The sequence below is a fragment of the Salipiger sp. ABF4_146 genome (assembly GCF_056161345.1).
Genome location: NZ_JBSWYX010000026.1, coordinates 1 through 21,587, shown reverse-complemented (window position 1 = coordinate 21,587; position 21,587 = coordinate 1). Strand labels below are relative to the sequence as shown.

Below are 21,587 nucleotides of genomic sequence, written 5' to 3'. Positions count from 1 at the left end.
CGCTTATGCATCTGCTGTCAGCAGCCTGAGGGGGCTCACCCCTGTACCTCTTCGCTCAAACTCGCGACCTCTCGCACCTTCTAGAGACAAGGCGGCCACGGCTCGCAGCGATCTGGGGGTAACAGTTGGCTCGCAGCCAAAGCAGGGAGCTACTTTGGCGAGCTGGCTACGCCGCGAGCCGTGGCCTGTGCCAGAATAACATATTAGCTTTCCGATATGCGTGCGCCGCAAGTGGATGACACAAATTAGCCGCAACACCGCAAGAAGCGTCGAGCCCGAACCGAACAGTCCGGCCTTCTACACCACCGAGCGCCCGCATTCGGCACGTGGCGGCAGAACACCGGTTGAGGCCATCAGCGCCCCGGCCTCAAGGCGGTAGGATCGACAGGAAAGCTTAGCAGCACCGCGAACCTGTCCGAGAAATGGGGGCCACCTCAGGGCGATGGGCCTGTCGGGGGTGCGGCGCCCGGCCCAAGCGTTGGGACACTCCCCGTTGCGGCGCAGGGCGCTCTAAGCGCCGGATCGTCACGCGCAGCCAAGGCGCGCGGCGTGCGGCAGGACATAGGGACCGCGGCGGGGCGGGGTGTTCACGCGGAGACTGCAGCCGTAGGCGCGCGACAGCAGGTCATCGCGCAGCAGTGCGTCGGGGTCCGCTTGTTCGAGAAGACCCCCGTCGGCGAGCAGAGCAACGCTATCGGCGAACATCGCGGTGAGGTTCAGATCGTGCATGATCGCCACCACCCCGCCACCGGCGTCGGCGAAATTCCGGGCAATCTGCATGACCTGCAACTGGTGCGCGATGTCGAGGCTCGAGACGGGTTCGTCGAGGAACAGCCAGCGGGCTTCACCAGCTTCGATCGGCTCCCACACCTGGCACAGCACACGCGCAAGCTGGACGCGCTGCTGCTCGCCGCCTGAAAGCTCTTGATACGGGCGGCCTGCGTAGCCGCTCAGACCGACCCGCGCCAGCGCCTGCGGCGTGAGATCAGGTGATCCCGCCGGAGCCTTGCGGATCTGGCCGAGCCCCACGACCTCGGCCACGGTGAAGGGGAACGCCAGCGTGGTGAACTGGGACAGCACCGCGCGCCGCAGCGCCAGCCGCCAGACGGGGATCGAAGAGAGTTCCTCGCCGCCCAGGGTGATGCGCCCTTGGTAGCTCAGGTCTCCGGTCATGGCGCGCAGCAGCGTGGTCTTGCCCGACCCATTCGGACCGACGATCGCGGTAAGCGCGCCGGGCTGCGCGCGGAAGGACACACGGTCGAGGACGCGGCGGCTGCCATAGGCCACGGTGATGTCGCGGGCGTCGAGCATCGTTCAAATCTCCAGGCTGGCGCGGCGGCGCAGCAGGATCCAAAGAAGGAACGGCCCACCGACAACCGCCGTGACAATGCCGATGGGCAGCTCGCTCGGCGCGACGATGCTGCGGCTGATGACATCGGCGATCAGCAGCAGGCTCGCTCCGAGGAGGGCCGAGTTGATCAGCAACGCGCGGTGGTCCGGGCCGGTGGCGAGCCGCAGCAGATGCGGCACGACGATGCCGACGAAACCGATGCCACCCGAAATCGCCGTGGCCGCGCCAACGGCTGCCGCCACGACCAAGATTGCAATGGTCTTCAGCCGCTGGACGGGGATGCCGAGATGGTGCGCCGCCGCCTCGCCGAGCGCCAGCGCGTTCAACCCTCGCGAGAGGGCCGGGGCCGCGACGAGGGCGGACAGCATCAAAGGCGCCGCGTAGAGCGTCCTGCTCCACGACGATCCCGCAAGCGAGCCGAGACTCCAGAAAGTCAGGTCACGCAATTGCTGGTCGTCGGCGATGTAGATCAGCAATCCGGATAAGGCCGCCGTCATCGCCGCGAGGGCGATGCCGCCGAGCAGCATCGTGGCCACCGAGGTCCGCCCGCCACGGGTTGCAATCACGTAGAGCACGGCGACGGAGACCCAACTGCCCGCAAAGGCCATCGCCGGCACCAGCGCCGGGCCGAGAGCCTGCGCGGCGCCCAGAGGCAGAAGCCCGCCCAGCACGATTGCCGAGATCGCGCCAAGTCCGGCACCGGCGCTGACGCCGACGAGGCCGGGGTCGGCCAACGGATTTCGGAACAGCCCCTGCAGGACAGCCCCGGCGACAGCCAGCGACGCCCCCACCATCATCCCGGTCAGCAGGCGCGGCAGGCGGATATCCCACAGGATGATCCGCGTTCGGGTCTCGATCTCGCGCCCGGCCAGCAGATCGTCGATCGCGGCAGGCAGCGACACACCTGAAGCGCCGACCGCAAGGCTTGCCCAGGCCGTCGCCAGCAGCAGCGCCACAAGCACCCAGGTTGTGGCGCGCGCCAGTTTGCGGCGATCTCCTGCCGCATGCGCCTCGGGGTGGATCGCAACCATCTCAGTCGCCTGCCAGCGCGTCCGCAAGTTCGACAACCGCCTCTGCGGTCCGTGGACCGAAGCCGAGCATCTTCATGCCATCCATGCGCAGCACGGAGCGGGTCTCGCCTGCCGGGGTCGAGAGGATCGCGGGGTGGGCAAAGAGGTCTTCGTCGCTGACGCCCATTTCGCCGCCGCGTGCCATCATCAGGACCACGTCGGGGGTGGCGGCGATGACGGCCTCGTCGGACAGCGGCTTGTAGCCCTCGAAGTCGGCGACCGCATTCACCCCGCCAGCAAGGCGAATGATCCCGTCTGCCGCCGTGTCGGTGCCGCCAGCCATGATCCGCCCACCCTGCATCGAAAGAACGAACAGCACACGGGGCGGCGCATCGCCCCCGTATCTGGCCGCGAGATCCGCCGCCCTATCCAGTTCGGCCGCCACATTGGCGGCGAGGGCCTCGCCCTTCTCGGGCACGCCCAGAACCTCGGCGACGCGGTGAATCTTTGTCAGCACGGCCTCGCGGTCATAGCCCTCGGGGACCTCCGCGAACTCGATGCTGGCCGCCTCGAGCAATGCGACGGCTTCGGGCGGACCTGCGCCTTCTTCGGTGAGGATAAGCGAGGGGTTCACCGACAGCACACCTTCTGGCGACAGGCGCCGGATGTAGCCGATGTCGGGCAGGTGCGTCACCTCTTCGGGGAAGTTCGAGGTGGTGTCGCGGGCCACCAGACGATCCTGCTCGCCAAGAGCATAGACGATCTCGGTCACCGAGCCGCCGATCGAGACGATGCGCTGCGGCTCCTGCGCCTGCAGCGACGTGGCAAGCAGCAGGGGCAGCGACAGCAAGGCCCGGACCGCATTGCGCCGCGAAAGCGAGAGACTCAAGACATCACCTCCACATGCGCGGCTTCGGGCAGGGCGGCGGCAATGGCCTTGAACTCTGCCGCACGGTCCTGAGGTTTGCGCACGCCGAAGATCTGCAAGATGATCCGCCCCTCGGCATCGAAGGCTTCGATCGACACCGCCATGCCGCGCCGCGTCGGCTTGTGCACCTCCCAGACCTCGGCGACGTGATCGCTGCGCAGGTGCATGTCGAAGCCCGGGTCCAGCACGTTCAGCCACGGCCCCATCATCTTGATGTTGGTGACCGGCCCGGAATGGATCTGGATGCAGCCCTGATTGCCGACGAAGATCATGACGGGAACCTGCTGCGCCGAAAGCTCGGTGAACAGGGCCTCAAGGCCCTGCGGCGCCACCGCCCGGACATAGGGCGCCCCGGCAATGCGGTAGGCGCCGAGCCGGTTCATCTTCATCCGGCTGACCATCATCAGGAATTGGTGGGTGTCGGTCAGCTTGTCCCAATTCGCGCGCAGCTCCTCGGCGCGATCGGGCCGGGACTTCGCGGGTTCGGACGTCTCGCGGGCCTCGGTCTGAAGCGTGTCGTGCTGGGTGTCGAGCGCGAGACCGTCCACCACGGCCTCCCATGCGTCATGGTCGGAGCCGTCGCGCATGTGGATCTTATGCACCGCATCGCCCGCGGCATCGTACACGAGCAGCGCTCGGCGGAGCCCTCTGTCCGTCTGCTGGTCAAGGGCAAAGCCATGCACCCAGTGACGGGGGAAGATGCGCAGGTCGATCTCTTCGTTGAGAACCATCGAAGCATGCTCGCCAGGGTGGTAGTTGGCGTAGTGACCGACCTTTTCATGCACGCAAGACGGGGTCCGTGTAAGCGCCATGACCTCGCCAAGCTTCTCTGCCGCCGTCATGAGCTGGTCGGGGTCCGCGGTGATCCGGGTCACGCCGTGGCCGACATGCGCCGCCATCAGCTGCGCTTCGCTGATCCCGAGTTGCTCGGCCAGATCGCGGTCGCGGAGGTTGGGGTTTTCGCTGCGCGCGGTGCGGATGTCCTGCGCGGACGGTGGCGGGTTCTGAGCCATCAGGTCACTCCTAGCCTAGGTGGGCGTGGTGTCTGGCTCGCACCCTTGGGTGCATTCGCTGGAGTAAGGGTATTCGCAGTATTTCCGACATATCTACTCAGGTAAGAGGGGGAGTGCAAGTCCGTCGCGGCGATCGGTCCACAGCCCCCAAATATTGACGCGCCCATGCTGCCTTCAAATTCCTGACTTAAATACTTGACTTCCAATTCCCGCATGCCCTAACGCTTGGAAAGCGCCAGCTGACAGCGTTCAGGACGTTCCATCCGAACGCAAGCGCGAGCGAAATCCCAAACAACCAAGACACCGAACGGCCCGCCTTGCTGGTGCCGTTCGATAACCAGTGTGCCGACGCGTCGCGACGGTCGGGGGCGCATGCGCGGACCTCGTGTCGACGAAGGGACCAGAACGGATGACGATGAGATTTGCTGCAACATACCGAGGCGCGACCGCAATTGCGCTGGCGATGGCCGTGACCCATACAAGCGCCGCGGCGCAAGACGCTGATGATACCGGGAGCATCTACCTCGGGCGAATTGTCGTAGGCTACTCAGCCGACGGCACGCCCGTCTATGCGGGGGAGAACAGCTCACACCTCGAAGGCAATGCCGTGACCGCGCAGGGCGGAACGGCAACTGTGGACGACGTGCTGCGTCAGACGCCGGGCGTCTTGACGCGGCCCAATGCCGGCCAGCCCGGCGTTGCCGTGACGATCCGGGGGCTGCAGGGGCAGGGCCGGGTGGCGATGACCGTCGAGGGTGTGCCGCAGAACTTCCGGTTCAACGGACACGACTCCGAGGGCTACGCGAATTTCGAACCGCTTTTCCTTCAGGGCATCGACATTACCCGCGGCGCGGTGGTGACAGCGGGCGGAAGCGGATCCGCTGGCGCGGCGAACTTCCGGCTGATCGACGCCGAAGACATCGTTGACGGTCAGGGCGCGGGTGGTCGGGTCAAATTGAGCTACGGCGACAATGGCGACGACTTCGGGCGTATGGCCACCGCGGCCCATGTCGGAGAGCGCGCCTCGGTGCTGGGCGCCTATGCGCGCACCACGGCAGATGCCTTCGACGACGGCGCGGGCAACGAGGTGGCGAATACCGACAAGGATCGTGACAGCTACATGCTGCGCGGGCGCTATGCGCTCACCGACACGCAAGGCCTCGAACTGCTGGCAACGCGGATGAACGCGGATTACGCGTCCAATTCCTACGAGCAGGAGATGACGACCGATCTCTACAAGCTGGGGTACACGCTGAACCACAGCCCGGCGCTGAACCTGACCGCGAACCTCTACCGCTCGGTCACCGACAATGAATACACCGGTTCGATCGACGGCACCGGCTCTTACGTCGGACGGCAGATGCAGACGATCACCACCGGCCTTGATGTCACCAACGTAAGCGAACTGGCGCTTGGGGGCTGGATGCTGACCTCGACCAATGGCTTTGAGTACTACGAGGATGTGCTCGGAGGGGCCGATGGCGGGGCGAACCCGACCTATGGCGAGGCGAAGAACCTCGGCATCTACTCCGAGAACATCTTCTCGAACGGTCCATGGGAGATTACCGCGGCGCTGCGCTACAGCGACTACAGCCTGAAGGGGCGGCTCGACAATGAACTGGAGTCGGGCGACGTGGACATCGACGAAAGCTCGTTCGATCCCAAGCTGACGCTGGCCTATCAGGTCAACGACTGGCTGCAGCCCTACGTGTCCTATTCCCGCAGCACGCGGGCACCCTCCCTGCAGGAAACGCTACAGGAAAGCTTCCACGGCTATGGGGCCTTCAACCTCTATCTCGGGCCGAACCCCGATCTTCAGACCGAAACCGCCGAGGGCGGTGAGATCGGTGTCAACATCGCCCGGAACGACTTGCTGACCGCCAGCGACCGGCTGACTGCACGTCTCGCCTACTTCAAGATGAACGTCGAAGACTACGTCGCCTATGTCATGGAAGACACCTACACGTCGGTTGGCCCCACCAGCCTCGCCTTCTACGACAATATCGAGGGCACCACGGTCACTCAGGGCTTTGAGATCGAAGCGGCTTACGACTCCGAGTTGTGGTCCGGTGCGCTGTCCTACACCAATTCGGACTCGACGCCGCCGTCGGGCTATGAGGGCTACGAGCTTCAGCCGCCAGAGACCTTCTCGGCCACGCTCGCGCGGCACTTCATGAACGGCGATCTGACCGCCGGCGCGAGCTACAGCTACACCGCTGCGGGGGTGTCGATCGACAGCGAAGCCGAGAGCGACGCCTATAATCTCTGGGATGTCTTCGCGAGCTACGAGGCGACCGAGAACCTTCTGGTCACGGCCAAAGTGGCGAACGTCGGCGACGCGCAGTATCAGCCGTACGCCGCGACAGAAAACGGTCCCGGCCGCACCTATTACCTGGGCCTTCAGATGACATTCTGAGCAGGGCCGCCCTCGGGCGCATGTCCGATGTCGCCGCAAGCACGCCGCGCATACGGGGATCGCTGCAGGCAAGTGGCCGGATGGCGATGCCTTGGCTGACAAGGCTCGCTGCCGCCGTTGCTCGGGGCTGTGAAGCGGCCCGGAGCAACGGCGTTCAGGTGGCAGGACTGGATGCGACCCTGGTCACTGGGGTCGCTGCGTTGCCTTCGACACGACGAAGCGGATCGGCGCCCTCCGCGCCGGGCTTTGCAGTCCGCCAGCGGAGGGATCACGTCAGCGGGGCGGCGCGCCGCGACACCTCCTGCGGATCAACGCCGGTTGCCTGAAGCGAACGGATCAGCAGCGCCTCGCGCACCTTGCCGTAGCGCAGGCAAAGGTCCGCCCCTTCTTCGGTGATCGACACCGACTTTTCCTTGCCCTTCCGCCCCAGGCTGATGAGGTCGCGTTCCGCCAGCTTGCGCAGGACATAGTTGACGGTGTGCGTGTCCTCGATGTTCAGCACCAGGCAGAGATCGGCTGGCGTCTTGGGCCGCGCGCGTCGGTGCACGAGGTGCAGCACCTGGAACTCGAGCGGCGCCATGCCCGGCGCGCCGGCGCCGGCATCTTGTCCTTGTTGAGCAGCGACCAGAGCATGATGTGGCCCGAGAACATCGCCGCGAGCATGACGCCCGGCGCGAGCCCGGCAAGGAACAGCCGGGCGATGGATTGCTCGGTTGCCGCGCCGTAGACGATCAGGATGATCGACGGCGGTATCAGGAAACCGAAGGTGCCGGCCCCGGCCAAGGCGCCTATGGCCATTTTCGGATCTTAGCCGCGTGCAGTCAGGTCAGGCACTGACATGCGCCCGATGGTGACGGTGGTGGCCGCCGAGGAGCCCGACACCGCGCCGATGAGTTGCGCCAGCCGTTCGGTCGCATTGTTGTAGGCGCCGAACGCGGCGCCTTCGGGATCGGCGGTCAATTCGACCGGCCCGGAGGTGAACAGGCTCTGACCCGGCCACAGCGCCGCAAAGAGCAGCGTCAGACCCTGCTCACCGAGCTTTTCCTCGACCATCGGGCGCGACGCTGCTGTTCATGATGTCTTCGGGCGGGCTCACCGCCGCCGACCGTTTCAAGGGCCGCGACGCGATCCTTTCCGGTCCTGCGGGCGGCGGCGTCGGCATGGCGCGCACCGGCCAGATCGCCGGTCATGACAAGGTGATCGGCTTCGACATGGGCGGCACCTCGACCGACGTGGCGCATTTCAACGGCGCCTTCGAAACGCAGGTGGCGGGCGTCCGCATGCGCGCGCCGATGGTGCAGGTGCACACGATGGCCGCCGGCGGCGGACCGCTGACAGTGACCGATGCCAATGTCATGCTGGGCAAGCTCAACCCGGCCGATTTCCCGGCCATCTTCGGCCCCGGTCAGGACCAGCCGCCCGACCGCGACACCGTTGCCGCCAAATTCTCCGAGATCGCCAGTGAGAAGTCTCCCGAAGAGGTCGCCGAAGACTTCCTGCGCATTGCCGTGGAGAGCATGGCCAATGCGGTGAAGAAGATCTCGGGACACCGCGGCCACGATGTGACCGGCTACCTCCTCAACGCCTTTGGCGGTACAGGCGGGCAGCATGCCTGCCTCGTCGCCGACGCGCTCGGTATGAGCCGGGTGCTGATCCACCCGCTGTCGGGGCTGCTCTCGGCCTATGGCATCGGCCTTGCAAGGGTCAGCGAAAGCCGGCAGCAGGGGCTGGAGGGCATCTTCGGAGACACCGCCGGGATCACCCCGGCCCTACAGCGGTTCGAAGCCGAAGTGCGCGCGGCGCTGGTCGTCGAAGCGGTCGAGGTCGAGGACGAGGCCCCCAAGGGCAGCTCGGCCGATGCGCCCCTGCCGCGGCAGAAGGGGGCAGCCGACATCGAGGCCCGCATTCCGGTCTTCTCGGGCGGCACGTGGCATCAGGCCGCCTCGAACGCCCGCGGCGCCGCAGATCTGCGGCGGATGATCGGGCAGTTCGGGCTCGAGGTCGTGCAGGCCTACATGGGCCATGTTCAGGACAACGCGGCGGCAGAGGTGTCGCGCGTTCTGGGCCGGCTCGAGGATGGCGACTATGCCCGCCCCACCGACACCGGGCAGGTCATCCGCGTGAAGATCACCATCGACCGCGAGCAAGGGGAGGCCACGGTGGATTTCACCGGCACATCCGCGATGCAGCCGAACAACTTCAACGACCCGGAGCCGGTGACGCGGGCGGCGGTGCTTTACGTCTTCCGAGTGATGGTCGAGGCGCCGATCCCGATGAACGCCGGGTGCCTGCGCCCGATCCGCATCATCGTGCCCGAGGGCTGCATGCTGGCGCCGCAGTACCCGGCGGCGGTGGTGGCCGGCAACGTCGAGACCTCGCAGCATGCCACCAATGCGCTCTTCGGCGCGCTCGGGGCGCTGTCGAACAGCGAGGGCACGATGAACAACCTGAGCTTCGGCAATGACACTCACCAGTACCACGAGACGATCTGCGCCGGTGCGCCGGCGGGGCGGCTCAACGTCGGGCGGGCGTTCTCCGGGCAGGCCGGGGTGCATGTGCATATGACAAACGCGCGGCTGACCGACCCCGAAATCCTCGAAAGCCGCTACCCGGTGCTGCGCGAGCACTTCGGCATCGACGAGGGATCCGGCGGCACGGGGGCGTCGACGCACGGGCGCTGCCCGCGGGCCCGCGATCGGGGTCGCAAACGATCGGACACGAGTTCGCCAATACCCCTTGAGGCAGGTCCCGTCGTGCCTCAGGCTGGCGACAACTGCCGCTAGAGGAGGACACGCCTGATGATCGCATACACCCGGACGATTGTGATGGCCGCCGCCCTGGTCTCTGTCGCCGCCTGTGCCCCGCGCCCGCAGATGCATCCGCTTTCGAAAGGGTTCGTTGAAGGCAGGTTTTCCGCAAGCGATGCCGCGGAGAACGCTTGCAAAGCCAAGCTGGCCGCGGAAACCTCGGGCAAACTCAGGGTCGTCGGGTCGCAAGCTTCGGGCGCAAGAAGCTCGGTCTACCTACGGATTGGTCCGAGTGGCGCCCCCTGGCGATGCCAGGTGGGTTCGGATGGGAGCAATCCGACCGTCGGCTTCATGGGCTATGGCGGGATGGGGGACGCCAGAGCGCGACAATCCTGTATCGGATAGAGGTAGATATCGATTTCCAGCGTGAGGTCGGTCTCTCAGTCGGTGCGTTCGAGCGCCCTCCAACACTAGCGAAAGCGGCTGGCACATCGCGTGATTTGCCACAGCCGCACCTCCCCAATGGACCTTGGCTTTTGTGGGCAGACCGCGCCACTCATCGGCCTTATGCGCATGCTGCGCAGCTGGTCCGGTACCGGGCTGACACCATTCCGCCGCTTGAAACGCGGTAGAATGGATCGAGTGGTAAGACCTCTTTGTCGTCGAGTGCGGGGCATCTTTCCGCAATAATAATGTTCAATATCAGTTTGTTATGGAAAGTATTTTCAGGCTACGCCCGAGCCGGCGGTGAATTCTGGATATGAAAAAGGAATCTGGTTGGCAAGTTTCGCGCTTAGAGGTTCACTTTGGTCAGCCAGGAGGAGGCCAAAGGGATGAGCGAGGGGGACCAGCCTCAGTCGCAGCGGGGAACGTACCGTGTCATCGCGTATTTCAAGGACGCGCTGATGAGCGGCGAATTGCGGGTCGGAGACCGGCTGAAGTCCGAGCGTGACCTTGCAAGCGAGCTTGAGGTGGGGCGTCCGCTGCTGCGCGAGGTGATACGCTCGCTGGCCATGCTCGGAATGCTCGACGTGCGCCACGGCAGCGGCACCTACGTGCGGCAGGCGAACCTCGGCACTGTGTCGGACTTCTTCACCTTCTGCCTCGCGCAGCAACAGGACATGCTGGACGATGTCATGGAGGCACGTGTCGGCATCGAATGCCAAGCGATCCGGCTTGCCTGCAGCCGCGCGAACGAGGTCGATCTTGCCCGCATCGGCCAGTGGTTCAGTTCGCTGATCGACACGCTGGACGACCCTGAGGCCGGCGGGCGGGCGGACTTCATGTTTCACCGCTCCATCGTGGCGGCGAGCCACAGCAGTTCGCTCATCACATTGTATGGCGCGCTGTCAGAGCTGCTGCAACGCAGCCACGTGCAGCGGCGCAAAACGGTCTATCACGAGCGCTCCGTGGTCGGAGACCTCGTGGAAGCGCATCGGGAGGTGTTCCTCTCGATCGTCGCGAAGGACCCGGAGGCTGCGGACAAGCGGCTTCGGGAGCACTTCGCCATCGGCGACGAACTGCGTCGCCGGAGCCTGATCGACAGTTATCGGAAAGGGCTCAGGAAGGTCTAAGACGACAAGCGAAGGGAGGAGAACATGTTCGCTTTTTCTGCTCGGCAGCTTCTGGCTGCCGCGACACTCAGCCTGTGCGCGCTGCCCGCCGCAGCGGCTGAACTGCGGTATGCCCACGTCGGCGCGGAGGGGGATTTTCAGACCCGTTTCGCCGCCGAGGCCGCCACCGCCATCGAGGAGGAGACCGATGGCGAGGTGACGGTGCAGGTGTTCCCGGCCAGCCAGCTCGGCAATGTCGCCGAAATGGTCGACGGGGTGCGTATGGGGACGATCCAGATGGGGCACCACGACTTCGCCTCGCTGGCTCGTATCGCGCCGGAGGTTGCGGTGTTCAACGCGCCCTTCGTCTACGAAAACGCCGAACACGCCATGCGTGCCACTGACCCCGCGCAATCCGAGGCGCTGCAGGAGATCAACGCGCGGCTGATCGAAGAGGGCGGTGTGCGGATTATCGGCCGCATGTACCGCAGCGCGCGCCACATCTCGTCGAACTTCGAGATCAAGACGCCGGAGGACATGGCAGGCCAGCCGTTCCGCGCCGTGCCGCTCGATCTGTGGGTGTCTATGGTCAAGGGCTTTGGCGCGACGCCGACCCCGGTTGAGGTCTCGGAACTGCCGACGGCGCTGATGACCGGCATGGTGGTGGGCCAGGAGAACCCGCTGACCATGATTTCCGCCAACAAGCTCAACGAGGTGCAGAGCCACGTGGCGATGACCGGTCACATGCAGTCGGTGCTGGCGGTCTTCGTGAACGAGAGCACATGGCAGGATCTTTCGGAGGAGAACCGCGCGGCGATCACCGCCGTGCTCGACGCCAAGGCGATGGAGTCGCTGCAGTGGGCGCAGGAGTCCGAGCAGGCGCTGGTCGAGGAACTGACCGACAAGGGCATGACCTTCACCACCGCGGAAAACGGCCTCGATCTGGCTGCGTTCCGCGAAAATGTGCTGGCCCAGATCAACGAGGATTTCCCGGATTTCGAGCCCTACATCCAACAGATCATGTCGATGAAATGATCTTTTGAGCGCGGGCGCAGATTGCGCCCGCGCTGTCTTTCGTTCCCATAATCCGGATTCCCGTCGCAATGACAAAAATCCTCCGCCTCATCTGTGTTGCCATGCTCGCGGCGCTGATCGCGCTGCCCTTCTTGCAGGTCATCATGCGCGACGTCTTCGGCTCCGCCATCGTGGGCGCCGAGGAACTGACCCGCTTTCTGCTCATCTGCACCGTCTTCGTCGCCTATCCGCTGGTCGTGCGCTCGTACGAGAACATCGTCATGGCGGAGTTCCGCGCAATGATGCCGGAGCGGGCGCAGCACTGGCTCGGCCTTGCGATCACCCTGCTGTCGATTGGGGCCTGCGCATTGATCGCCGTGGTGACCGCGCTGAACATTTCGGACAACCTCCGCAACGCGACGCCGACGCTGAAGATCCCGTTCTGGATTTTCCTAGGTGCCTGTTTCGTCGGCTTCGCGGGGGCGGCCCTTTTTCACCTGCGGCAGCTGCGCAAGCGTCCTGACAGCAAATCGGTGAGCCTCTGACATGGGCCTGATGCTGATCGTCTTCTTCCTCGCGCTGTTCGTGCTGGGCTTTCCCGTCGTCTACGCCATACTGCTTCCTGCGATCTTCTACGTGGTCTTCGAAGGGCTGCCGATGGGTCTGCTGACCCAGCGCATCACCTATGCGCTCGACAGTTTTCCGCTGGTCGCTGTGCCGCTGTTCATCTTTGTCGGCAATCTGATGAACCTCGCCGGGGTGACCGACCGCATCTTCCGCTTCGCCGACACGCTGGTCGGCCGCATTCCGGGCGGTCTGGCGCAGGTCAACATCTTCTCGAGCCTGATCTTCTCGGGCATGTCGGGCGCTGCGCTCGCCGATGTCGGCGGGCTTGGCAAGATCGAGATCGAGGCGATGAAGCGCCGCGGCTTCGATGCGCCTTTCGCGGCGGCGGTGACCGCGAGTTCTGCCGTGGTTGGGCCGATTTTCCCGCCGAGCATTCCGCTCATCGTCTATGGCTCTGTGACCTCTGTGTCGATCATTCAGCTGTTGGTCGCCGGCATCGTGCCCGCGCTGATCTGCATCGCGCTGCTGATGCTGACCGCGGCGATCATCGCGGTGCGCCGTGACATGCCGCGCGCCGAGCGCTGGTCGACGCCGCGCGAACTGGGTGAAAGCCTGCTGCCCGCATTGCCGGCGCTGCTCGCGCCGGTGCTGATGATCGCGGGCATGCTGCTGGGGCTGTTCACCCCGACCGAAGCTGCGGCGGTCACGGCGGTCTACGTCATCTTGATCAGCGGGCTGGTCTACCGCGAACTGACGCTCGACCACCTTTGGAACGCCATGTTGACCACCCTGCGCAGCACCAGCGCGATCCTGATCATCGTCGCCGCGGCTTCGCTCTTTGGCTGGATCCTCGCGGTAGAGCAGATTCCGCAGGATTTCTCGAAACTTATCCTGACGATCTCCAACGATCCTTTCGTGCTGCTGCTGATCGCCAATCTGATCTTCTTCATCGCAGGGATGTTCCTTGATTCCACCACCGCCACATTGCTTGTGGTGCCAGTGATCGCCCCGCCAATGGTGATGGCCGGGATTGATCCGGTGCATCTTGGCATCGTGGTGATCTTCAATCTGATGCTGGGACTGCTGACGCCGCCGATGGGGCTGTCTTTGTTCCTTGTATCCTCCATCGCCAACGTCACGCTGCGCCAGTTGCTCTGGGCCCTGCTGCCCTTCTACGCGCCGCTGCTGCTTACGCTCGGCATCATCACCTTCGCTGATGACGTGGTGCTGACCCTGCCAAAACTGCTTCGCTAACCTCAACTCCGAAAGGATCTCACAATGCGTCTTGTCATTGGTTCCGATCATGCGGGATTCCCGCTGAAGGCCGCCGTCGTCGATCACATCAAGAGCCTCGGCCATGAGGTCACCGATGTCGGCTCTTACGACGACAAGCCGGTCGATTTCCCCGAGATAGCCCAAGCCGTCACCGGCGCGGTCAATGACGGCTCTGCCGAGCGCGGGCTGCTGGTCTGCGGCACCGGGGTCGGCGCCTCGATCGCCGCCAATAAGGTCAAAGGCATTCGCGCCGCGGTCGGCCATGACGTGCATTCGGCGCATCAATGCGTCGAGCATGACGATGTGAACGTGCTTTGCATCGGGGCGCAGATCGTCGGCCCGTGGCTTGCTTTCGACCTGATCGACGCCTTCCTCGAGGCCGAGTTCTCCACCGACGAGGATTTCCGCCGCCGGGTGGCGATGCTGCACGACATGGACAACGCGCGCTGAGCGCTTTTGCCTGCCGGGAGCGCCGGCAACTGGCGATGCGGCAGATGTCACGTCGCCAGTTTGATTGTTTTTGTCAATCGAAAGACGGAATAACAAAGTTTATTGGCAATCAATTGGCGGGTCATACGAGGGGATGCTGCCCTGCAGCATCCTTCCCAAGCGGCTCTTCCCGCCGCAAGACGACCCGAATAGAAACCTGTGCCTCCGGGTTCTTCGTGCCCGGGCGCGGACTGGTCTGTCTTCGCGAGGACGTGGAGCGGCATAACGCGCTCGACAAGCTGCTCGGCGCTCTGCTGCGGCAGGGCATCGATTTCGGCGCGGGGGCGGTCGTGATGACCAGCCGCCTTTCAGTCGAGCTGGTGCAGAAGACCGCCCTTGCAGGCTGCGGCTGCCTGATCGGGGTCTCGGCCCCAACGGCCCATGCACTACGCCTCGCGGGAGCCGCCGGGATCACGCTGATAGGATCGGCGCGCAATGGCTCTGCGGATCTGTTCAGCCACGCGGACCGACTGACCCTTGCCGTCGCGCAGAGCGCCTGACGGCCCCTCCCACTCAAGAAGCGGAGCCTGATCATGGCCAAGGATGACTTCACCGGAAACCCCTCTCGCGCTGCTGGTGGGTGGGGCGCCCTGAAAAGCGTCGGCAAACACCTGATGGGGAGCGGCGTGCCGCTGCGCGGGGCGCAGACGCTGTTGCGCGCCAACCAAGAGGATGGCTTCGACTGCCCGGGCTGCGCTTGGGGCGACCCGGAACACCGCTCGTCCTTCGAGTTCTGCGAGAGCGGAGTGAAAGCGGTGGCCTGGGAGGCGACGCGGGCGCGCGCCACGCCGGAGTTCTTTGCAAGACACACGGTCACCGACCTGCGCGGGTGGAGCGACCATGATCTCGAGCATCAGGGCCGGCTGACAGAGCCGCTGCGCTACAACGCCGAGACCGACCGCTACGAGGCGGTGAGTTGGGCGACCGCCTTTGCCGGGATCGGGTAGGCGCTGCGCGCCCTCGATGACCCGGATCAGGCCGAGTTCTAGACCTTTGGCCGCGCCAGCAATGAGGCCGCCTTCCTTTACCAGACCTTCGTGCGGCTCTACGGGACGAACAATTTCCCCGACTGTTCGAACATGTGCCACGAGGCCAGCGGAGTCGCACTGACCGCGGCCATCGGCATCGGCAAAGGGACTGTCCAGCTCGAGGATTTCGATCTGGCGGATGCGATCTTCGTGGTCGTGCAGAACCCCGGCACCAACCATCCGCGGATGCTAGCTGACCTACGCCGCGCCACGGCGTGCGGCGCCGGGCAGGCTCCGGTGCTCGACGATGCATTTCTTGCCGAGCATTGCGACGGGCTCGAGGAGTGGCGCGCCGAGGTGGACGCAACGCCCTGGGAACAGGTCCTCGAACAGTCCGGCCTGAGCCGCAGCGAGATCGGCCACGCTGCCGAGGTCTACATGTCGTCGCAACGGGTGATCCTGACCTGGGTGATGGGCATCACCCAGCACCGGCACTCGGTGGCGACCATCCGCGAAATGGTCAACGTGATGTTCCTGCGCGGTCATATCGGGCGACCCGGTGCCGGTCTTTGCCCGGTGCGCGGCCATTCCAACGTGCAGGGCGACCGCACCGTCGGGATCAACGAGCGCCCCTCGGAGGCCTTCCTTGATGCGATGGAGCGCGAATTTGGTGTGGCGATGCCACGCGCGCATGGCGACAACGTGCTGGGCGCGATCGGCGCAATGCTCGACGGGCGCGCCAAGGCGTTCATCGGGCTGGGGGACAATATCGCCCGCGCCACCCCCGACAGCGCTCTGATCGCCGAGGCGATGCGCAAGCTCGATCTGACCGTCAGCATCGCGACCAAGCTCAACCACAGCCACCTTCTCACCGAGCGGCAGTCCTACGTGCTGCCCTGCCTTGGCCGTACCGAAATCGACCGCAACGCGGACGGCGCGCGCCAGATCGTGACGGTCGAGGACTCGATGAGCATGGTGCACGGGTCTGGCGGGTTCAATCCGCCCGCCTGACCGATGCTGAAATCCGAGGTCGCCATCATCGCGGGAATGGCCGAGGCGACGGTCGGCTCGGCAGTGGTGGACTGGTCCGCGATGGCTGAGGAGAACGCGCTCATTCGTGCCACGATCGCTCGGGTGTTGCCGGACTTCGGTGACTTCAATGCCGCTCTGCGCAAGCCGGGCGGGTTCCACCTGCGTAATCGCGCAGCCGAACGCATCTGGCAGACCACCACGGGCCGCGCCGGTTTCGGCACCTACGCGCTGCCAGAGCACACCGAATGGCAGCGTGCCAGCCGGCAGGAGCAGTGTTTCGTGTTGCAGACCTTCCGCTCTCACGACCAGTACAACACCACCGTCTACGCGATGAATGATCGGTATCGCGGCGTGTTCAACGAACGGCAGTTGGTCTTCATGCACCACGCCGATACCAAGATGTTGCGGCTGCACGCCGGAGAAACGGTGACCCTGCGCGGGCTCCACGAGGATCGCATTGCGCGGGTGCTTGAGGGCTAAAGTGTCGTGCCCTATGACATTCCGCGCGGCTGTCTCGCCGGCTATTACCCTGAGATGAACGCGCTTGTGCCGCATGGTGTCTTTGGCGATCAAAGCGAAACGCCAGCCTCTAAATCGGTGCTGGTTCGGGTGGAGCCGGAGCAGCCAAGCGCTCAAGGCGTGCCCGTGTCTCACTGAAACGGCACCTTACAGATACAGCCGCCGCTACGGGCGCCCGCTATCCGCGCAGCCAGCCGGGTGAAAACGCGACGCTGTCCAAGCCGGCAAGGTGTTTGACCCGCTCCAGTTCGTGTTCGAGGCCAAGTGATCGCGCCTTGCCCATGCGCACTCCGGCTTCGGGCCAGAACGCCCGCACCCGCAGGGTGCCGTGAACTCGCTTGGCGTCGATCCGGCCGATGATCCGGTCGCCCTGAATGACTGGGAAGACATAGTACCCGTATCGGCGTTTGGCTTCGGGCACAAAGATCTCGATCCGATAGTGGAAGCCGAACAGCCGCTCGGCGCGCGCGCGGTCGCGCAAGGCCGGGTCGAAGGGCGACAGCATGCGCACCCGCGACGAGGGCTCCGCCAGCGCGGCGGCAGCATCAAGCGCCGCGACGGTGGTGAAGCTCCGCCGGAGGCTGCCGTCCGCCATCTCGATGTCCGCCTCCAGAACACGCCCCGATGCGAGCGCCTCGGCGCACCAACCCTTTGCCTCGTCGCGCGTGACGATGTCGAAGAAGGCAGCCAATTCTCCGCTGGTGCCGAACCCCAGTCGCGCCAGCGCCTCTGACATGGCCCAATCAATGATTTCGTGGTCGTCGCGGTGGCTATTCAGATGCTCCGCCGGGATCACACGCTCTGTCAGGTCATAGAATTTACGAAAGCCCTGACGGTGCGAGATTGCCAACTCCCCGGACCGCCACAGGAATTCGAGCGCCGTCTTCGACGGGTGCCAGTCCCACCAACCCGATGAGGATTTCTTCTCGGCGCCGCCAACGTCAAGCGAGCAGGCGGGGCCATTGTCGGTGATGTGTCGGCGTATGGCGTCCAACTCGGCGTCCCAGCCATCGCGGCGCCCCGCTGGCCAGCGGGCCCGCATGCGGGCCTCGTCACGGATGAATTTCAGCCGCCACATGGGATAGAACCGCATCGGGATGACGGCCGCGTCATGGGTCCAATGCTCGAAGGCGGTGCGATCGCGCGAAACCAGATCTTCGAGCGCCTTCGGGCGGTACCGTCCGCGCCGCGCCCAGAGGATCATGTCATGCGCGCGGGCCAGCGTGTTGACGCTGTCGACCTGAACGAACCCGAGGTCCTGCAGCACGCCACAAAGATCGGCGCGGTGGCCGGAGCCGGACGCGCGGCGAAGCAGAAGATGGCGGTCAAGAAACAGGCGCCTTGCGCGTTGGTTGTCGAGAAAAGGGCGGTTCATGCGGGGCACTATCTTTGGGAGGGCCGAGCCGTTGCAATGGCTGACTGGACACCGGCCGCGAACAGATGCGGCCGGTGGCGCGCGTCAGATCGCTGTCCACTCCGCCTTCACCTTACCCTACGTTTTTTGGGGGTCAGGTTCTTCCTTGGCTTCGGGATTGCTGTAGCCGGTCGGGTCAAACTCTTCGACATCGTAGCCTTCGTCACCCTCAGCGATGCCGCTTACGAACGTCGTGCCAGTATCTTCGTCGTAAACGAGGCCATAATTTGCGCGCCCCTCAGATTTGTAGCGGCGATATTCATGTATGCCTGCATAGACAAAGCAGAGCGCAAACGGCGTTATGATGATGGCCGCGAGATATTGAGCCTCCATGATGGTGCTCCCTAATGGCGAAACGGCGCCGCAGCGTTATGGACGCTGCGCCGCGTATTCCTACGACCTTAACACTTCGAACTGGGGATGGTTCAAGGCTGTTGTCGATCGTCGGCGGTGGCTTGTGAAATTTCGAAGGCATGCGATGGAGAGCATCCGCGTGATCCTCGAACGCGCCGAGGGGTCGAAGCTCTTCCCGCCCCACCAAAACTAGGGAATGGTGACCTCTGCGGCATCTGCACGTTCGGTCCATATGAGCATACCTGTGAGGCCATATGGCCTACACTCGAGCCAAAGGAGACCGCAATGCCCGTCATCGCCCAGACCCGGGTACCCGCACAGATCCTCGCCACCCGCACCTATCTCGACGCCGTGCGAGGTGGCGCGTGAAACAGACCGAGATTTCGGATCACGGTCTTGTTTGCCTCTTGCCGGCCACTTACCACAAGCCGCCTGCGCTGCGCGGCCTCGTGGACAGCGACGACGAACTCGTGATCCTTGCCGAGGTCGAGGGGCTGACCAGAGGCCGCCTCCAGACCGAGCGGGGCAGAAAGCCGCCTATCGACCCGCGCGAGCTTGCCTGCCGCCGCCGCAGCCACGACCTGCGCATCTATGGTGAGGCCCGTATCAACGCGGCCTTCACTTACACGCGGGCGGGGGGCAACCGCTTCAACTCCGAGGCGCGCGGTGCTTGGTACTGCGCGTGGGACGTCAGGGTTTCGGTCAGCGAGGTCGCGTGGCACCGAACGCGGGAACTCGGCGACACCGGGTGCTTCGAGGACAGCGCCCGTTACGTCGAGATGCTGGCGGAATCATTGGCACCTTCGATGATATAACCGACGATCCGAGCCATCCGGCGCTGCGCCCCGTCCAGTCGCTCGAACACCCGGAATGTCGCGATGGTCCCCACGCCGTGGACGGCAGCGACCGGAGCGGCACGCGGTAGCGTGATGGAATGGGCGACGGTGAAGGCGGTGGCGGTCTTCAGCAGCATCGGCCACGGCCGCTGCACCGCTGAATCGAGACCGCAGTCTCGAAATCGGCGAACTCATCGTTGGGCCAGAAGTTCGGCACGGCCTCGGAGTTGCCGTGCACCTGCATCATTTCGACCAGCGGCTCCATCGAGGTACAGGTCTCGGCATACGCCTCGCCGATTGGCACCCCGATCAGGCTCGCCTCGTTAAAGAGCAGCCCACGAGGGGCTGTGAACTGACCCCATCGAGTGGTCCGGGTTAAATGCTAATGCATGGTCGGCCTTCGATACACCGGGATGAAGACCTCGGGCGCGGGCACTCGATATCCGAGAGCGCTATGCGGCCGGTCCATGTTATAATGTTTTCGCCATCTTTCGATGAGGATTTGCGCCTCCCTCAACGAGTAGAAGACCTCGCCATTCAGCAACTCGTCACGGAAGCGCGCATTGAAGCTCTCGCAGTAGCCGTTCTCCCAAGGTGACCCCGGCTCGATGTAGGCGGTCTTCGCCCCCACCAGTTCGATCCAGTCGCGCACCTTCTGCGCGACGAACTCCGGGCCGTAGCACGTCGGGAAGAAGCGCTGTTTTAAGGTTATGGCCACGCGCGTAGCCCCCAAATAGCGCAGCGTGTGGCCATAACCGGTCTCAGGTCTCAACAGTGGTTTTGCAGAACCACACCGCTGAAGAGACCGGCTATGACCGTCAACCATTCTACTGCTGCGACTATGCTTGTCGCCATCGACATTTCCAAGCACCGCCACGAGGTCTTGATCGGGTACCGGGCAAGAAGCGCCGTCGTCGCATGACGATCATGAATACGTTGGAACACTTCCAGCGCTTGTCCGCGAGCCTGGCCAGCTACGGCCTGCCTGTGCGGGTCGGGTTCGAGGCGACCGGCAACTATCACAGGCCACTGGCACATCATCTCGGACTGGCCGGTTTCGACCTCAAGCTCATTTCCTCCGTCGGCCTCGCCCGAACCTGCGAGGCCTTGCACAACAGTTGGGACAAGAACGACCCGAAGGATGCCTAGGTCATCCTGCACATGCTGGAGATTGGCGCCGTGCAGTTCTTTCATGATCCGCTGGTCGTCGGGACCGCCGACATCCAAGAATTGTCAAAGACGCACGAGATCGTTTCACGCTCGAAGACCGAGCTCTGGCACCGCATACTGACCCATTACCTGCCACTCTATTTCCCAGAGGCCGAACGGTTTCACCGAAGCTCACGAACCGATTGGTTCCTGGCCTTCATCGAGAAGTATCCGACACCGACGGTGATCACGACCATGAGCTAGGAAGCCTTCATCGCAGACGCTTGGCAAGTGGTGGGCAGGAAGGTCGCCAAAGAGCGCCTGCTTTCAGATATTTACGCTACGGCGGTCAACTCTGTTGGATTGTCCGTGGAACCGGATTCCGACGCCGTTCGCATGTTCCGCCTGGTCCTTTCCGAAGGTAGAAGCTTCGTCCGCCAGCGCAACGAGATCGAGGCCCGGGCGGTCGCGCTGCTCTCCGATCTGCCGGATTATCAGCTACTGACAACCATCCCCGGCATTGGTCCGATCAATGCCATGACCATCCTGGCCGAGGCCGGTGACCTACGCCGATTTCGGCATCATCGGCAGTTCCTGAAGTTCTGCGGCATGGATCTTGCCACCGTGCAGTCCGGCATGTTTCGCGGGCAGAGCCGGATCTCGAAGTACGGCAATGCCCGGCTGCGCCGCACGCTATGGATGGCCGGCCAGACGGCGGTCCAGACAAAGACCAACAGCTTTCGGGACAAGTTCGAACGCTACATCTCGAAAGACCGTCACAATGCTCATCTGCGCCGCAAGGCCTAGACCGCGATCGCGGCCAAGATGGCGCGCACCGTACACGCTGTGGTCAATCACGGCGAACCCTATCGCCCCTTCTTCGAGGGGGTGAGCCCAGGCGGAAGGACCTCTCTCTGACTGAGCCGTGGAGGCAGTCAATCTGACCTCGTAG

General features: G+C 64.3%; 20 protein-coding genes and 5 pseudogenes. 14 read left to right on the top strand and 11 right to left on the bottom strand.

Annotation, left to right across the window (positions count from 1 at the left end):
- Positions 1-525: 525 nt before the first annotated feature.
- From ACXAJT_RS24055 to ACXAJT_RS24040, 4 genes are read right to left on the bottom strand one after another with little or no spacing between them, the layout of a single operon-like run.
- Positions 526-1,311, bottom strand: coding sequence for a heme ABC transporter ATP-binding protein (locus tag ACXAJT_RS24055; RefSeq protein WP_475240224.1), 786 nt, complete (start codon positions 1,309-1,311; stop codon positions 526-528).
- Between the two features lie 3 nt (positions 1,312-1,314).
- Positions 1,315-2,382 (bottom strand): FecCD family ABC transporter permease, encoded by a 1,068-nt coding sequence (locus ACXAJT_RS24050; protein ID WP_475240222.1) that lies wholly within the window; start codon positions 2,380-2,382, stop codon positions 1,315-1,317.
- A 1-nt stretch (position 2,383) separates the two neighbouring features.
- Entirely contained in the window at positions 2,384-3,250 is an 867-nt protein-coding gene (locus tag ACXAJT_RS24045; protein WP_475240220.1) for a heme/hemin ABC transporter substrate-binding protein, read from the bottom strand.
- Positions 3,247-4,302, bottom strand: a complete 1,056-nt coding sequence (locus ACXAJT_RS24040; RefSeq protein WP_475240218.1) for a hemin-degrading factor — start codon at positions 4,300-4,302, stop codon at positions 3,247-3,249. Before ACXAJT_RS24040 ends, ACXAJT_RS24045 begins: the two co-directional genes overlap by 4 nt.
- A gap of 469 nt (positions 4,303-4,771) precedes the next feature.
- Here ACXAJT_RS24040 and ACXAJT_RS24035 point away from each other — a divergent pair, with 469 nt between their 5' ends.
- Positions 4,772-6,718: a TonB-dependent receptor domain-containing protein gene (locus ACXAJT_RS24035; RefSeq protein WP_475240216.1), complete on the top strand. Its 1,947-nt coding sequence runs from the start codon at positions 4,772-4,774 to the stop codon at positions 6,716-6,718.
- A gap of 268 nt (positions 6,719-6,986) precedes the next feature.
- Here the strand turns inward: ACXAJT_RS24035 and ACXAJT_RS24030 are convergent, their stop codons facing one another.
- From ACXAJT_RS24030 to ACXAJT_RS24020, 3 genes are read right to left on the bottom strand one after another with little or no spacing between them, the layout of a single operon-like run.
- Complete coding sequence (locus tag ACXAJT_RS24030; RefSeq protein ID WP_475240214.1) at positions 6,987-7,298, bottom strand: winged helix DNA-binding protein; 312 nt, start codon at positions 7,296-7,298, stop codon at positions 6,987-6,989.
- Entirely contained in the window at positions 7,214-7,516 is a 303-nt protein-coding gene (locus ACXAJT_RS24025) for a TRAP transporter large permease subunit (protein WP_475240211.1), read from the bottom strand. The genes ACXAJT_RS24030 and ACXAJT_RS24025 overlap by 85 nt, the downstream gene beginning before the upstream one ends.
- Positions 7,517-7,525: 9 nt before the next feature.
- The gene (locus ACXAJT_RS24020) at positions 7,526-7,771 is read right to left on the bottom strand and encodes a hypothetical protein (protein WP_475240208.1); all 246 of its coding nucleotides are present in this window, start codon (positions 7,769-7,771) and stop codon (positions 7,526-7,528) included.
- A gap of 11 nt (positions 7,772-7,782) precedes the next feature.
- Here ACXAJT_RS24020 and ACXAJT_RS24015 point away from each other — a divergent pair.
- The 11 genes and pseudogenes from ACXAJT_RS24015 to ACXAJT_RS23965 form a co-directional block, all read left to right on the top strand.
- Positions 7,783-9,393: pseudogene (locus ACXAJT_RS24015) on the top strand (hydantoinase B/oxoprolinase family protein); the annotation flags it as partial.
- A gap of 123 nt (positions 9,394-9,516) precedes the next feature.
- Positions 9,517-9,870: a hypothetical protein gene (locus tag ACXAJT_RS24010; RefSeq protein WP_475240206.1), complete on the top strand. Its 354-nt coding sequence runs from the start codon at positions 9,517-9,519 to the stop codon at positions 9,868-9,870.
- Between the two features lie 428 nt (positions 9,871-10,298).
- Positions 10,299-11,039 (top strand): FadR/GntR family transcriptional regulator, encoded by a 741-nt coding sequence (locus ACXAJT_RS24005; RefSeq protein WP_475240204.1) that lies wholly within the window; start codon positions 10,299-10,301, stop codon positions 11,037-11,039.
- 24 nt (positions 11,040-11,063) lie between these two features.
- On the top strand, positions 11,064-12,053 hold the full coding sequence (locus ACXAJT_RS24000; protein ID WP_475240202.1) for a TRAP transporter substrate-binding protein: 990 nt from the start codon (positions 11,064-11,066) through the stop codon (positions 12,051-12,053).
- Between the two features lie 68 nt (positions 12,054-12,121).
- Positions 12,122-12,577, top strand: coding sequence for a TRAP transporter small permease (locus tag ACXAJT_RS23995; RefSeq protein WP_475240200.1), 456 nt, complete (start codon positions 12,122-12,124; stop codon positions 12,575-12,577).
- 1 nt (position 12,578) lies between these two features.
- A complete protein-coding gene (locus tag ACXAJT_RS23990) occupies positions 12,579-13,853 on the top strand; it encodes a TRAP transporter large permease (RefSeq protein ID WP_475240197.1) in 1,275 nt (424 codons plus the stop codon).
- A 24-nt stretch (positions 13,854-13,877) separates the two neighbouring features.
- A complete protein-coding gene (gene rpiB, locus ACXAJT_RS23985; protein ID WP_475240195.1) occupies positions 13,878-14,324 on the top strand; it encodes a ribose 5-phosphate isomerase B in 447 nt (148 codons plus the stop codon).
- A gap of 215 nt (positions 14,325-14,539) precedes the next feature.
- Positions 14,540-14,863 carry a formate dehydrogenase accessory sulfurtransferase FdhD gene (locus ACXAJT_RS23980; protein WP_475240193.1) on the top strand — a complete coding sequence of 108 codons (324 nt, stop codon included), beginning with the start codon at positions 14,540-14,542 and terminating at the stop codon, positions 14,861-14,863.
- A gap of 33 nt (positions 14,864-14,896) precedes the next feature.
- Positions 14,897-15,310 (top strand): hypothetical protein, encoded by a 414-nt coding sequence (locus ACXAJT_RS23975; protein WP_475240191.1) that lies wholly within the window; start codon positions 14,897-14,899, stop codon positions 15,308-15,310.
- A 69-nt stretch (positions 15,311-15,379) separates the two neighbouring features.
- Positions 15,380-16,342, top strand: a pseudogene (locus tag ACXAJT_RS23970) (molybdopterin-binding domain-containing protein); the annotation flags it as partial.
- A gap of 3 nt (positions 16,343-16,345) precedes the next feature.
- The gene (locus ACXAJT_RS23965) at positions 16,346-16,843 is read left to right on the top strand and encodes a hypothetical protein (RefSeq protein ID WP_475240189.1); all 498 of its coding nucleotides are present in this window, start codon (positions 16,346-16,348) and stop codon (positions 16,841-16,843) included.
- A gap of 217 nt (positions 16,844-17,060) precedes the next feature.
- Here the strand turns inward: ACXAJT_RS23965 and ACXAJT_RS23960 are convergent, their stop codons facing one another.
- Both ACXAJT_RS23960 and ACXAJT_RS23955 read right to left on the bottom strand, forming a co-directional pair.
- The gene (locus tag ACXAJT_RS23960; protein ID WP_475240187.1) at positions 17,061-18,257 is read right to left on the bottom strand and encodes a winged helix-turn-helix domain-containing protein; all 1,197 of its coding nucleotides are present in this window, start codon (positions 18,255-18,257) and stop codon (positions 17,061-17,063) included.
- A gap of 117 nt (positions 18,258-18,374) precedes the next feature.
- Positions 18,375-18,629, bottom strand: a complete 255-nt coding sequence (locus ACXAJT_RS23955; RefSeq protein ID WP_475240184.1) for a hypothetical protein — start codon at positions 18,627-18,629, stop codon at positions 18,375-18,377.
- A 386-nt stretch (positions 18,630-19,015) separates the two neighbouring features.
- Here ACXAJT_RS23955 and ACXAJT_RS23950 point away from each other — a divergent pair.
- Positions 19,016-19,521, top strand: a pseudogene (locus ACXAJT_RS23950) (RES family NAD+ phosphorylase); the annotation flags it as partial.
- Positions 19,522-19,613: 92 nt separating this feature from the next.
- On the opposite strand, the gene ACXAJT_RS23945 reads toward ACXAJT_RS23950, so the two are convergent.
- Together ACXAJT_RS23945 and ACXAJT_RS23940 are read right to left on the bottom strand one after the other, a co-directional pair.
- Positions 19,614-19,820 (bottom strand): DUF3604 domain-containing protein, encoded by a 207-nt coding sequence (locus ACXAJT_RS23945; protein ID WP_475240307.1) that lies wholly within the window; start codon positions 19,818-19,820, stop codon positions 19,614-19,616.
- Between the two features lie 48 nt (positions 19,821-19,868).
- Positions 19,869-20,162: pseudogene (locus ACXAJT_RS23940) on the bottom strand (integrase core domain-containing protein); the annotation flags it as partial.
- A gap of 135 nt (positions 20,163-20,297) precedes the next feature.
- On the opposite strand from ACXAJT_RS23940, the pseudogene ACXAJT_RS23935 reads away from it, so the two are divergent.
- Positions 20,298-21,553: pseudogene (locus tag ACXAJT_RS23935) on the top strand (IS110 family RNA-guided transposase).
- Positions 21,554-21,587 lie beyond the last annotated feature (34 nt).

Excerpts from the sequence above, each read along its gene's own strand:
- ACXAJT_RS24055 (WP_475240224.1), bottom strand. The coding sequence starts at position 1,311 with ATGCTCGACGCCCGCGACATCACCGTGGCCTATGGCAGCCGCCGCGTC.
- ACXAJT_RS24050 (WP_475240222.1), bottom strand. The coding sequence starts at position 2,382 with ATGGTTGCGATCCACCCCGAGGCGCATGCGGCAGGAGATCGCCGCAAA.
- ACXAJT_RS24040 (WP_475240218.1), bottom strand. The coding sequence starts at position 4,302 with ATGGCTCAGAACCCGCCACCGTCCGCGCAGGACATCCGCACCGCGCGC.
- ACXAJT_RS24030 (WP_475240214.1), bottom strand. The coding sequence starts at position 7,298 with ATGGCGCCGCTCGAGTTCCAGGTGCTGCACCTCGTGCACCGACGCGCG.
- ACXAJT_RS24025 (WP_475240211.1), bottom strand. The coding sequence starts at position 7,516 with ATGGCCATAGGCGCCTTGGCCGGGGCCGGCACCTTCGGTTTCCTGATA.
- ACXAJT_RS24020 (WP_475240208.1), bottom strand. The coding sequence starts at position 7,771 with ATGGTCGAGGAAAAGCTCGGTGAGCAGGGTCTGACGCTGCTCTTTGCG.
- ACXAJT_RS24010 (WP_475240206.1), top strand. The coding sequence starts at position 9,517 with ATGATCGCATACACCCGGACGATTGTGATGGCCGCCGCCCTGGTCTCT.
- ACXAJT_RS24005 (WP_475240204.1), top strand. The coding sequence starts at position 10,299 with ATGAGCGAGGGGGACCAGCCTCAGTCGCAGCGGGGAACGTACCGTGTC.
- ACXAJT_RS24000 (WP_475240202.1), top strand. The coding sequence starts at position 11,064 with ATGTTCGCTTTTTCTGCTCGGCAGCTTCTGGCTGCCGCGACACTCAGC.
- ACXAJT_RS23995 (WP_475240200.1), top strand. The coding sequence starts at position 12,122 with ATGACAAAAATCCTCCGCCTCATCTGTGTTGCCATGCTCGCGGCGCTG.
- ACXAJT_RS23990 (WP_475240197.1), top strand. The coding sequence starts at position 12,579 with ATGGGCCTGATGCTGATCGTCTTCTTCCTCGCGCTGTTCGTGCTGGGC.
- rpiB (WP_475240195.1), top strand. The coding sequence starts at position 13,878 with ATGCGTCTTGTCATTGGTTCCGATCATGCGGGATTCCCGCTGAAGGCC.
- ACXAJT_RS23975 (WP_475240191.1), top strand. The coding sequence starts at position 14,897 with ATGGCCAAGGATGACTTCACCGGAAACCCCTCTCGCGCTGCTGGTGGG.
- ACXAJT_RS23965 (WP_475240189.1), top strand. The coding sequence starts at position 16,346 with ATGCTGAAATCCGAGGTCGCCATCATCGCGGGAATGGCCGAGGCGACG.
- ACXAJT_RS23960 (WP_475240187.1), bottom strand. The coding sequence starts at position 18,257 with ATGAACCGCCCTTTTCTCGACAACCAACGCGCAAGGCGCCTGTTTCTT.
- ACXAJT_RS23955 (WP_475240184.1), bottom strand. The coding sequence starts at position 18,629 with ATGGAGGCTCAATATCTCGCGGCCATCATCATAACGCCGTTTGCGCTC.